An 11,610-nucleotide genomic window follows, 5' to 3' on the forward strand; every position below is an offset into this window, starting at 1 on the left:
GCATCGCTACCCGTTACGACAAGCTTGCGGCTAACTTCCTGTCAGCTGTCGCGCTCGCAACAGCGGTCGCCTTTTGGATGTGAATGAGTCTGAGCCCTAGAAGCCATGCCCGATAATTTCGCTGTTGTAGTGGCATCGAGCCAAGCTACCATGTCAATGTCGATAACCGATTCGGAGAATTTCAAGTGAGGATGCTTACAATTTTGGCGGCTGCGACTGCTGTAATTCTTCCCGCTATGCCTGCCGATGCCCAAACCCTACGTGCCTGCCGACTCGAGGCGGATACATCTGGAGGTGATTATCAGGCACCGGGAGCACGTAGGTGCAGTCCGGTTACCACTCCGCCGTCGCTTGGCCGAAGCTCGGCAAGTGCGGGCGCCCCTGGCGTCGATTCTGGTAGCTCGCAAGAAACGACGGATGCAGAGCGACTTCTAGAAAGCGCCCTTTCCAAATAATGTTAAAAGGCTGCGGCGGATATACCCTCCGCCGCAGCCACACTCTCCCGCGGGCTTCGGCGCGTGCCGTACCCCGATTCCGCGACATCGGTACCCGGGCCGCTTACGCTCATTCCCGGTCATTCTTACTTCCGGTATGACGGCGTATGGCAACTGGTAAATGGGTATCGACTGCGCTGGTGCTTGGCGCGGTAGCTGCATGGATAAGCATTTTCTCGACTGTTGAACCACGCCTGCCGGCTGCCAGAGCAGATGGGTCTTTCTACAATCCGTGCTGTGGCTTCTTAACCTTGCGCGGTGGTAATTTGCGGGATGGAAACGAAGCTGTCTCCTACGTGATCGAGCGGGATAAGGTCGGTGCTTACGTTCTGCCGAACGCCCTAGTCAGTGTCGCCAGCAAACGGCTCGACATCGATCGCAGTGCATATCCGCTCAAGCTGCGACTTGATCGGGAGCGTGATCCATCCAGCATCGAGGTGATGGATCGTAGCAACGGACCGGCCTATATTTTTGCACGCCGCGATGTCCGCTAACTTCCCATTCCGGTATCGCCCAACAACGGGCTTTAGGTAAGATTTTTAGATTTACGGCTAAGCACGTCGCCGCCCAACGGAGCGGTCAAATGCAGACATTCATTCAAAAGATATTCGGCATCGGAGGCTGTTTTGGCTTCGCAATTTTGCTCCTCGGGGCGGGTTGGCAAACTTACGTCCTAGAGTTTCGTCCTGTCGTGTCGACTCACGTGCCGGAATTCCCGTCGCCAAATTGGATGTGCGGTCGAGCTATTAGCGCTCGCCATTGCGTCGTCATCAGTATGGGTGAACGATCCGTTTGGGACTACTTCATTTTATCGCTGCCTCTTTGCATCATGCTGGCGGGAGGTGGGATACTCCTATCCCGCTCTGAGCACGTCCGCTAACGCCCAATAGCGGTCGTTCGTCCCTCACCGTCTCTTGCCCGAAAGCCGCCGACCGTTAAGGTTCCTACAGCGATGGATGCGACTTAGGACGGGATGATCATGCTTGCTCGTTACTGGACCAACAAACTCGGTCTGGCAGGAGTGCTCGGTCTGTATGGCGTTTCCGTTCTCCTTCTTGACCTTTTGGGAGTGAGTGAGTTTGCGGCCGTGGCTCTCCCGTTGGCGCTCCTTCCGCTGGCTAGCCTCCTCCCCGGTTCACGCCGATTGTTCTCCGGAATGATGCTGCCCGGCATCCTGATCTGCGCCACGGTCGCAATAGCTTATGGATCGTTGAACTGGACCGACGCACCGTCCGCCAGACTCGTTTATGCGGCATACTTTCTATTCGCTGCCTCGTGGGGATATGCGATCTATCGGGCGTTCTCGACACCAACTTGATGTCCGCTCTCCATCCATCGCCCGCGAAAGCAGCCTGACCGCTCCCCTTCCGCAAACCCGCCAGCCCGCTAACGCCCAAATATGGACATTCAATCAGGCCGTACCTGCCGTCGAAAGCGGCCGTTCGGTTCGCCCGACCTCATCCAGTATTTACAAATCCTAGATAATTTGGGTCCAATTTCCAGAAAGTAAAATCTAATTTAGGGATTTCAGATGCGGAAAGATATTCTAGGATTTTGCATCGTAGCTTTATTATTTTCGACTAGTGCAAATGCACAATTTGCGGGTCTACTCGGAAAAAGATTTGGACTTCCACCAGAGGGCGAAGTCGGCGGATCGTATCAATCAAATAACCAGATAAGAACGTACATCACGTCAGAGCCATATGATAATTCATTGTTATACGAAAAACTTATAACCAAGACGTCTGAAATGGCGGCAGACCGAGGTTTTTCGCATATTGGTGTCACGAAGAACAGCTGCACAACCGCTATAATTGGGGGAACCCCCCGCTCAACAAGCTGCTATCTGATAGCGATTATGCTAAATGAGCACGAAACCGCTAAATCTCGTGGGGGCCGTGAGGTTCGGTACTATTCTGTGAAAACCGTTAGTAGTGGTGTGATAGCGCCGCTACCCGCATCAAGGTAATAGCGCGACAAGTTGACTCCCGATCAACGGCCCTTTTCTGAAGAGCGGCTGCGCCACGCAGTGTCTGCTAACACCGCCCCCTACCCAATAACGGCCAGTCCGCTTTCCTCCCCATCACGACATTCGCGAGCGGATAGTCGGGCTTCAAAATCGGTTTTCGCAAAGATGAACCAGCGTCCGAAGTTGGGAAGCGAGGGAAGGGGCGTGAGCGTCCGCAATTCGGTCTCGCCGGCCCCAACCGGCCGGGCCATCAAGGACCGATTGCCGACGTTCGCGGCTGGCTGATCCAGAGGAATTTGTATCGCCGCAGAAAACTCACGCCAATCGGGCGGAACCAGTGATACTCTGGGCGAATTTGCATAGCCGATTTGGACGACCCCGTTCAGGAACAACAGCCCTAAAGGCGGCCCAGTCTGTGCGGATTATGCAAAATTCGAATCTGGATCAGTCGGCTGTGGCGAGCTGTGCCATCATGAGTTGGCGCACTGCCTCGGGACGAGACAGTGGGCTCGTCTGGCGGTCGATCCATGCATCCAGCGCGGCGAGTTGATCAGGAGCCAAGCGCAAGTTGATGGGTGTCGAACCCACTGGCGGCCTTCCGCGACCTCTTTTGTTGGCACCAACAATTGACATGGTTAATAGTTGGTGCCAGATATAACGAGCTGACGCAAGGCTTAGGACCCTCGCGTCAGCTCTGACCACAACCGATCGAGTGGAGATCGAATATGGCTGCTGAAGCCCCTTATAGGGGTGTGCGAATCCGTGCACCCGAAATTGATGCCGCCGACGTCCCTTTGATCGACATGGCCGACCGCGACATAGTCATGAGCGGTTCCAGCGACGTCCAAGAGGGCGGCGACTCGATCGACGCGCTGATACTTGGCGTCGAGGCTTTGATCGAGCGGCAGCGTGGAATGATGCGTCATCACCACGCCGACGCCTTCCTGATCGATAACGAGCTTTGCGGTGCGATTGCGTCGTTGCTTACGATGGTCCGGACCAAAGCAACCGAGATCGTCGACGTCGGCGGGGAAATGGAGAAGGCCGGCCAGCGCTTGCCAAAGGTCATGGCAGCGTGAGGGCCGCGTTGCAACGGAAGGCCGCAGACAGCTTGGTGAGAGAGGGCGAAGTGTTCGCCTTCGCTAGGTCGGTTGCGCCGGCTGCGCTCGATCGCTTCGACGGCATTCGGATTGGCAATCTGATCGAGGCGTTGTTTGGATTGCTCAATCAAGCCGCAGGCGATCCGGACTTGGAAGACGGGGACCTAGACCGCTGCACGGCGGGCGAAGGCGGCCCAATGCAGGCGCGCGGCTCGATACCCTTTGGCAGAACGCAGCGTGATAGGCACCGGCTTTCCAAATCGTCGCTTGTGGAGTGATCTTTAGTCACTTAGGGATGAAGGCCAGTCGAAAACAAGGATGGCCGATGCCAACCAAAAAGCCGATTCTACGCGGCGATATCATGGCCAAGGCTGAAATCCCTCGGGACGTCATGACGTTCTGGGTTAGGGGCGGCGTGCTGCGCCCGATCGACGCTCCGAAAACGGGCACCGGCTTCAAGTTGCGGTTCGAATGGTATGAGGCGAACATCGCCGCGATCATGAACCAGCTCCGCATCCTTGGCGTCAGCATCAAAGGGATGCTGTCGGTCTGCAAGGTCTATCGCGACGCTATTGCGTTCTTCGATGGTCGCGGCGCGACTCGCGACGAAGTTCACGCCATGTGGACGCTCGACATGATTGAGCGCAACGTGATCGCCCGCAGGGTGAAGCGCTGGGGGTATCGCGACATAGTTGAAGCCCCCGGCTTCGACCCAGATACGAACCCATGGATTGCCGCAGAAGCGGCCGATAATATCTCGATGGAAGACGAGCTTTGGGCCGAGATCGTGCCGTGGACCGCTGAAATCCACGGCGCGCAGAAGGTAACGGTGCGCGTCATGGAGTTGTGGGAAGGGATGCCGCGCGAGGAATTTCGCCGCCACCTCGATCCCTATGTGAACATCACCGAGCAGGCCGAGGTGAGCTATGCGCCCGACGGCGTTGCATCCCCCGAGGAATTGACCTTTTTCTGGCGGGTTGGAGAGACTGACGACTACCGTTTCAGATGGGGTCCCGACGCAGGCAAACTGGCGCGCGCGGATGGCGCAAAGTCCATGATCGCGATCGACGTCTCCGCGGTTCTGCGATCGGTCTGGCACACACCAGACGGCGGAGCTTCCGCATGATCGTGAAGCCTCGCGAACCGGCCGACCTCTACGCTCCGTTGGAGACGGTGCCGAGGCCCCGTCCGATCGGCGAGGTTTTCCAGGTCTTATTGGTCCGCTGGTGGCTGACGCTAATGGTCGAGGCGTACCGCGTGGCCAGTAAGCCGCGCCTGCGACCGCCCAAGGCCAAGCGCACCCGCTAATTTCGACACGTCCGCCCTACCCCATCGCTCGGAACGCGCTTCCGAGAACGCCACCGCCTTGCCGGAACGCATCTGATGATAAACGCCAAGCCTGTAGCCGCTCCCGCAGCGGCTTCCATTACAGCCAACGACAACCGGCAGGCTCCGCGTATCGGACCGCCGCGCATGATCGCGCAGCCAATCCCTCACGACGTCGGGATCGCTCTGTTCATGAGGGGGGGGGGCGGCGTGTCGATCGGTGTGATCGCCGCGACGATCGCTCCGCAATGGCAGCCGAATCTCCACCAGTGGAAAATTCATTATGAGCATTGCAGCGACCGTTGAAACCCACGTGAATGAACCATCAAAGCAGCTAGCTGCCTGTTCCCCAATTCGGAAACAGGGCCGCACCCCAGCTGGGAGTGCCTTAAAGCGGGATCAGGTAGCATTCCCGATCGAGGTCGTGCGGATGATGGGCCTGGATACCGCAGTGGGGTTGATGGGCAAGGGCCGCCGTGCAGACGAACTCTGCATCACCGTTCGCGCACTCAATTACAAAAGCAGTGGCGAGCGTGGCGCGTCCGATGCCGACATCAGGTCCGCAGCGGCCGCCCGCGAGGGAAGGGGCGAACGGCTCCTCGCCCATGCACGCAGGCTTCGGGCCGTACTCGCCCGCCTATTTGAACACGATTGCCTCAAGGAAGCCGCATGACCGCTATGACTCTCGCTACCGCCAGACAACGCGGCGCGGCCAGCTCCGGCGGTCGCTTCCTGCGCGTACCTGACGTGATGAAGACCACAGGCCTTGGTCGATCAACGATCTACCGCATGGTCGCGGCCGGTACGTTCCCTCAGCAAGTGAAGCTGACCGTGCAAGCCAGCGGCTGGTGGCAGGCCGACATCGATGATTGGATGCGCGAAAGGCTAGCAGCGTGCCCCCTACGCCCCTGAGGATGGGGGCACTTAAGGGGGCACTTCGCAAATCAACCAACTATGAAAACGCAGGGAAAACAACACCATGATCGGCGAAAACCGGCAGAGGCCAGGGGCACCATCTCTTTCCAACGATCGCGCTTCGACCCTTGCGGCTAGCGTCATACCGATCGTTCCCTTGCGAAAATTTCGCCGGTAAGGACGCGGGATGGCGAAGCGACCGGTCCGATATGTCTCGTCGCGACGGCGCAAGCGATCCGGGCTGAGGCCATCGTCCGAGCATTGGCTGCTCCTGCTTGGCGCAGTCGTTGCGTTCGCGGTCGTCATCGGATGGCTGACCGATGTGCCCTGGCCGACCGAAACCACCACGGGTAACCGGAAAGCGCGGCTGACGATGGCGCAGGCGCGCGCCTCGAACGCGCTCGTCCCGATCGCGACCGCCAAGCGCCGGGCGGCGACGCCGTTCCGCTTCCGTGGCGGTCCCGCCGCGCGGCTCCAGGCGACCGAATGCCTCGCGACCGTCGCGCTGTACGAGGCGGGCAACGGCCGCGACGCGCAGCGCGCGGTGATCCAGGTCGTGCTCAACCGCGTCGGCGCGGCGGGCTTTCCCAAGACGGTGTGCGGCGTCGTCTATCAGGGCGCGAACCGGACGACCGGGTGCCAGTTCTCGTTCAGCTGCGACGGGTCGCGCACGCGGCGGCCCGAACATGACGGCTGGGAGCAGGCGCGTCGCGCCGCGCGCCGTGCGCTGAGCGGCTATGTCTACGCGCCGGTCGGTCGCGCGACGCACTATCATACCGACTGGATGGTGCCGTATTGGCGCAGTTCGCTCGTCAAGGTGGCGACCGTCGAGTCCCATATCTTCTATCAACGGCGATGACCTGCATGCTTAGATTTCCGACACCGCTGGCCAGGGTCGCCTGCCTCGCCGTGTTTCTCGTGACGGGGTGCGCGGGCGGATCGTACCGTCCGGTGAGCGACGCGCAGGTCAAGCTCGGCGGGCCGTATCGGGTCCGTGGCACGACCTATGTCCCGGCGGCGGACCCGAGCTACGACGTGCTCGGCTACGCCAGTTGGTACGGCAGCGAATCGGGCAACCGAACCGCCAACGGCGAGCGTTTCCGTGCCGAATGGCCGACCGCGGCGCATACCACCTTGCCGCTGCCGACCTATGTCGAGGTCACCGCGCTCGATACCGGGCGGCGGATCATCGTCCGGATCAACGATCGCGGGCCGTTTGCCGGTCATGCGCGGATCCTGGACCTGTCGCGCGGCGCCGCCGAACTGCTCGGCGTGCGCGCCGGCGGGCTGGCCGCGGTGCGGGTGCGCCGCGTCGAACCGTCCGAAAAGGATCGCGCGCGGTTGCGCAACGGGAAGGCCGCACGGGCATTGCCACCGATTTCGGAGCACGACCGCCTGAGCTTCCGGTCGCAGCTTTCCGCCGCGGGCTTTTGAGGCGCGCGCCCTACATCGCCAGCGCGCGATCGTAGCCGGTGAGTTCGAGATAGCCGCGACCGCCGCGCGTGCGCACCGCACCCTCCCAATAGACCGGCAATCCGCTGCGGCGCGCGTCGAGTTCCTGCGCGGCGAACATCGGCGTCAGGCGCCAGCGCTGGATCCGGTTGGCAATACGCACGCTCAGCTCCTGCGCCACCGGATAGGTCGCGCCGGTCGCCTTGCTCCGCCACGTCGCGAGCGGGCGAAACGCGACGTCGTTGGGCCCGAACACCGTCGTCGTGCCATCGGCGCGGCGCAGCGATCCGCCCGACCACAGGATCCCGCCCCCCTTGCGGCGGATCCGGAATGCCATCAGTGCCGAGCCGTCGTCGAAGTTGAGCCCGGTCCAGTCCCAGCCTTGCGCGGTCGGCGCGAGATAGTTGGACGACCATTCGCGATCGAGCCACGCCTCGCCACGCACCGCGACCGCCCGCCCGCCGCGCATCACCCGCCCGGTCACGCGCAGATGGGGGATCGAGTAGTAATAGCTCGCTTCCTCGGGCCGCGGCCCCTTCTGGCTATAGCCGCCACGACCCTGCGGCAGTGGCGGCTGCGTCGGCTGGAGATCGAGCGCCAGGCCGAAACCGTCGGCGGTCACGCGCGTCGTCCAATGCCCGTCCTTCGCGCGCAGCATCCGCCAGTCGCGGATCGCGATATCGGCATCCCCGGTACGCGCCTGCGCCAGACCGAAGCCGGCGCGCGCGGCGCGCTCGCCGTGGAGCAGCCGGCCGGTCGCGGGATCGGACAGCGCGGCGTGCGCGAACAACACCTGGTTCGGCGCGAACCGGCTCGGATTGCGCGCGTCGCTCGGCGGCCGCGTGCGGAAGAAGGTCACCTGAAACCCGAGATCCTCGCCCGCATCGGTCTTCAGCCAGCCGGTGACGTACCACCATTCGGTGCGGAATTGCGGATGCGCACCGTGATCGACGGGGAAACGCAGGACGATGCCGGGCCGGACGACGGGGTAGGGCGTCGCGGCAGGCGCGGCGACGCCGACCGTTGCGATGAAGCCGAGCAACAACGGCAGCGTGCGGCGCATCACCAATCCTCTCGTACCGATTGCACCGCGCTGTTCGCGGTCGCGCGGCGTCCTGCCAGCACGGCGGTGATCGCGGCCGCCCCGGTCAGCGCCGCGGCGACCCCGAGCAGTGTTTCGTAGGGAATCCGCGTCGTCATCGTCCAGTTGAACGACTGGGGGTTGATGACGTGGATCAGTACCTGCGAGAGGATCAGCCCTAGCCCGATCCCCGCGAGCGCACCCGTCAAGCCGATGATCGCGCCTTCGATCGCCAGCATCGCTGTCAACTGGCCGCGGGTCAGCCCGAGATGCCGCAGCATCCCGAACTCGCGTTCGCGCGCGATCGTCTGCGCCGACATGGTGGCTGCGACGCCCGCCAGTCCGACCAGGATCGCGACGGCTTCGAGCAGATAGGTTACCGCGAAACTCCGGTCGAACAGCGTCAGGGCGAGTTTCCTGAGCGTTGCCGGGCGACCGACCTCGACCTGATCGCGCAGGCTTGCGGGCAAGCGCGCGGTCATTGCGTCGGCGACCTTGCCGATATCCTCGCCGGGCGCGACCATTGCCGATATCTCGTCGCGGCCGTCGTCGCCGGTGAGCCGCTGGTAATCGCCCTCGTCGATGAGAACCGCGCCCGCCTGCCGCCCGTAATCGCGCCAGACGCCGGCGACCACGAACCGCGTCCGCCCTGCGATCGGCAGCGTGATAGTCTCGTCCGGATTCCAGCCGTACAGCCGTTGCGCGGGTTCCGAGACCCAGACGGGTAGCGCGTTGGCGGGCAAGGCCGACCCCTTCGCGATCAGGACCAGCAGCGGATCGCGACCGCCGCGTTCGGGCCGCGCGATCAGGCTGATCGGCGGGCGATCGGGGGCGATAGTCAGCGGGATCTGGCGGCTGAAGGCGAGCCGCGCGACGCCGGGTGTGGTGGCGAGACGAGTCCGCGTCGCCGGATCGAAACTCGCGCCTGCGGTCGTGCGCAGATACAGATCGGCGCCCAGCACCTGCCCGAGCCATTCGTCGACCGCGCCGCGAAAGCTCGTCACCATCGTCGCCATCGCGATCATCAGCGCGGTCGACGCGACGATCCCGCACAGCGCGGTCGCCGCTTCGCCGGGGGCACCGTGGAGATGTCGGATCGCCAACATCCCGGGCACGCTACCGCGCGTTCGCTTCGCCATAGGCGCCAGCAGCGTCCGGGCGAACCACGGCACGCCGGCGACGCCGCCCGCAAGCATCGCCGCCATCCCGGCAAAGCCGAACAGCGGGAGCCCGTTTATCGCTGGCAGCATCGCCACGCCGCCACCGACGAGCAACAGCGCGGCGGCGGGCCACCACGGCACGGCGCGGCGCGGGTCGAGAACGTCGCCGGCGTTCTTCAACGCGGCGGCGGGCGCGGCGCGGGCGGCGGCACGCGCGGGCAGCGCACTGCCGAGCACCGCGGCGAGCAGCCCGAGCGCGAAGAAGCCGAGCGCCGCTGCGGGCTGGAACACGACGTGCGCCGCGCCGCCGCCGAAATAGCCCGCGCCGAGATCGCCGCCGAACCAGTGCAGCGCCGCCCAGGCGAGGCCATAGCCTGCGGCGAGGCCCGCCGATGCGCCGACCAGGCCGATCGCCAGCCCCTCGACGACCACCGCCGCGACGATCCCGCCGCGCGGCATGCCGAGCGTCCGCAGCAACGCGAACGCGCGCTGGCGACGCACCACCGACAGCGACTGCGCGGAATAGACGAGGAAACCGCCGGTCAGCAGCGCCACCAGCGCCAGCATGTCGAGATTGACGCGGTATGCGCGCGACAGCGAGTCGCCCTGCGCGTTCTGCGTCTGCGCGCTGGAGAGGATCGCGTCGGCGGGGAGGATCGCGCGCAACGCCGACTCCGCGGCGGGCCGATCAGCCAGCGCGAGATCGATCCGGTCGACCCGGCCGAGCCGCCCGAACCGCCACTGCGCGGCGGCGATGTCGATCACCGCGACCGCCGTCGCCGCGTCGGAGGCGGGCAGCGTCCCGGCGATGCGCAGCGGCACCGACCGGCCGTTCGCGGTCACCACGATGCGTTGCCCGACCGCGGTCCGGGCCTGCGTGAGCGCGGCCCGCGACAGGAACACCGAGTCCTCGTCGAACGGGGTATCGGTACTCGCCGCGTTCTGGCCGAGACTCGGCGGACGCACGCCGATCAGCGACGGCGTCACCATCGCCGCGCGGATCACGTCGACCCCGAGCAGCGTCAGCCGGGTCTTGCTGATCCGCGCATCCAGCGTGACGACCGGGCTCGCATCGGCGACGCCGTCGGCGCGTGCCACGCGCGGATAGAGGCGCTCGTCGACGCCGAGCGGGCTGGTCGCACGGACCGACAGTTCGGCCGCACCGCTGACCCCGCGCATCGCCCCGTCGAACGCCGCCAGCGCCGATCCGTTGACCAGATGCACCGCGAAGCCGAGCGCCACGCCGACCAGAATCGCCACGGCGGTCAACAGGAAGCGGGCAGGGTGGAACCGCCACTCGCCGCCGATCAGCCAGCCGAGCGCCAGGCGGCTCGAGCGAAGGCCTGGTTCACCCCGTTCGCCTGGCTTAAACGCCACGCTGCTCCACCAGTCCGTCACGGCCGAGCGTCAGCACGCGGTCGGCGATCGCCGCGGTCGCTGCCGAATGCGTCACCATGATCCCCGCCGCGCCGTTGCCGCGCACCGCGTCGGCGAACAGCGCGAGCACGCGCGCCGCCGTTTCGGGATCGAGATTGCCGGTCGGTTCGTCGGCGAGGATCAGCGCAGGCCGATGGACGAGCGCGCGGGCGATCGCGACGCGCTGCAATTCGCCGCCCGACAGATCGCGCGCATAGCCGTCGCCGCGGCCACCAAGACCGACCGCATCGAGCATCGCTTCCGCACGCGCCTTTGCCGCACCGGCATCGGGCGAGATCAGCGCGAGCGGGAGCGCGACGTTCTGCTGCAACGTCAGATACGGCAGGATGTGGAAGGCCTGGAACACGAAGCCGATCCGCTCGCGCCGCAACCGCGTCCGCGCGGTTTCGTCGAGCGGGCCGAGCACTATGCCGTCGATCGCAACGCTGCCCTCATCGGCGTCGTCGAGCCCGGCGAGGATGTTGAGCAAGGTCGACTTGCCGACCCCCGATTCGCCGATGATCGCGACCAACTCGCCGCCCGCGACCTCGAGATCGAGATGCTCGAACAGCCGCCGCGGCCCCGGCACCGATTTGCCGAGCGCCTTGACCGACAGCAGGGGCGCGGGTTCGCTCATGACCCAAGCCGTGCAGGAGGAGGGCGGGTCGGGCAAGTCCGATTTAGCGGATATCGCTGG

Annotated in this window: 14 protein-coding genes; 11 read left to right on the forward strand and 3 right to left on the reverse strand. The window is 64.2% G+C overall.

What is annotated here, in order from left to right; translation table 11 throughout:
* Window positions 1-601: 601 nt before the first annotated feature.
* The 11 genes from ASF09_RS20410 to ASF09_RS14190 all read left to right on the forward strand — a co-directional run bounded on the left by ASF09_RS20410 (window position 602) and on the right by ASF09_RS14190 (window position 7,238).
* Window positions 602-988, forward strand: coding sequence for a hypothetical protein (locus ASF09_RS20410; RefSeq protein ID WP_156359379.1), 387 nt, complete (start codon window positions 602-604; stop codon window positions 986-988).
* Between the two features lie 479 nt (window positions 989-1,467).
* Window positions 1,468-1,812 (forward strand): hypothetical protein, encoded by a 345-nt coding sequence (locus ASF09_RS14150; RefSeq protein ID WP_060526819.1) that lies wholly within the window; start codon window positions 1,468-1,470, stop codon window positions 1,810-1,812.
* Window positions 1,813-3,188: 1,376 nt separating this feature from the next.
* Window positions 3,189-3,542, forward strand: coding sequence for a hypothetical protein (locus tag ASF09_RS14155; protein WP_156359380.1), 354 nt, complete (start codon window positions 3,189-3,191; stop codon window positions 3,540-3,542).
* A 50-nt stretch (window positions 3,543-3,592) separates the two neighbouring features.
* Window positions 3,593-3,841, forward strand: a complete 249-nt coding sequence (locus ASF09_RS14160; RefSeq protein WP_156359381.1) for a hypothetical protein — start codon at window positions 3,593-3,595, stop codon at window positions 3,839-3,841.
* A 47-nt stretch (window positions 3,842-3,888) separates the two neighbouring features.
* Window positions 3,889-4,689 carry a hypothetical protein gene (locus ASF09_RS14165; RefSeq protein WP_156359382.1) on the forward strand — a complete coding sequence of 267 codons (801 nt, stop codon included), beginning with the start codon at window positions 3,889-3,891 and terminating at the stop codon, window positions 4,687-4,689.
* Window positions 4,686-4,871, forward strand: a complete 186-nt coding sequence (locus ASF09_RS14170; RefSeq protein WP_060526823.1) for a hypothetical protein — start codon at window positions 4,686-4,688, stop codon at window positions 4,869-4,871. Before ASF09_RS14165 ends, ASF09_RS14170 begins: the two co-directional genes overlap by 4 nt.
* Before the next feature lie 75 nt (window positions 4,872-4,946).
* Window positions 4,947-5,195, forward strand: coding sequence for a hypothetical protein (locus ASF09_RS20415; RefSeq protein ID WP_156359383.1), 249 nt, complete (start codon window positions 4,947-4,949; stop codon window positions 5,193-5,195).
* A 124-nt stretch (window positions 5,196-5,319) separates the two neighbouring features.
* Complete coding sequence (locus tag ASF09_RS14175; RefSeq protein ID WP_060526824.1) at window positions 5,320-5,562, forward strand: hypothetical protein; 243 nt, start codon at window positions 5,320-5,322, stop codon at window positions 5,560-5,562.
* Window positions 5,559-5,801: a helix-turn-helix transcriptional regulator gene (locus ASF09_RS14180; protein WP_107952245.1), complete on the forward strand. Its 243-nt coding sequence runs from the start codon at window positions 5,559-5,561 to the stop codon at window positions 5,799-5,801. Before ASF09_RS14175 ends, ASF09_RS14180 begins: the two co-directional genes overlap by 4 nt.
* A 190-nt stretch (window positions 5,802-5,991) precedes the next feature.
* The gene (locus ASF09_RS14185) at window positions 5,992-6,663 is read left to right on the forward strand and encodes a cell wall hydrolase (protein WP_060526825.1); all 672 of its coding nucleotides are present in this window, start codon (window positions 5,992-5,994) and stop codon (window positions 6,661-6,663) included.
* 5 nt (window positions 6,664-6,668) lie between these two features.
* Complete coding sequence (locus tag ASF09_RS14190; protein ID WP_060526826.1) at window positions 6,669-7,238, forward strand: septal ring lytic transglycosylase RlpA family protein; 570 nt, start codon at window positions 6,669-6,671, stop codon at window positions 7,236-7,238.
* 10 nt (window positions 7,239-7,248) lie between these two features.
* Here the strand turns inward: ASF09_RS14190 and ASF09_RS14195 are convergent, their stop codons facing one another.
* Genes ASF09_RS14195 through ASF09_RS14205 form a run of 3 tightly spaced genes read right to left on the reverse strand, consistent with a single transcriptional unit; the run spans window position 7,249 to window position 11,550 of the window.
* A complete protein-coding gene (locus ASF09_RS14195; protein WP_060526827.1) occupies window positions 7,249-8,319 on the reverse strand; it encodes a lipocalin-like domain-containing protein in 1,071 nt (356 codons plus the stop codon).
* Entirely contained in the window at window positions 8,319-10,874 is a 2,556-nt protein-coding gene (locus tag ASF09_RS14200; RefSeq protein ID WP_060527078.1) for an FtsX-like permease family protein, read from the reverse strand. The genes ASF09_RS14195 and ASF09_RS14200 overlap by 1 nt, the downstream gene beginning before the upstream one ends.
* Entirely contained in the window at window positions 10,864-11,550 is a 687-nt protein-coding gene (locus ASF09_RS14205) for an ABC transporter ATP-binding protein (RefSeq protein WP_156359384.1), read from the reverse strand. The genes ASF09_RS14200 and ASF09_RS14205 overlap by 11 nt, the downstream gene beginning before the upstream one ends.
* Window positions 11,551-11,610: the final 60 nt, after the last annotated feature.

Source organism: Sphingomonas sp. Leaf242, assembly GCF_001422045.1.
GTDB lineage: Bacteria > Pseudomonadota > Alphaproteobacteria > Sphingomonadales > Sphingomonadaceae > Sphingomonas.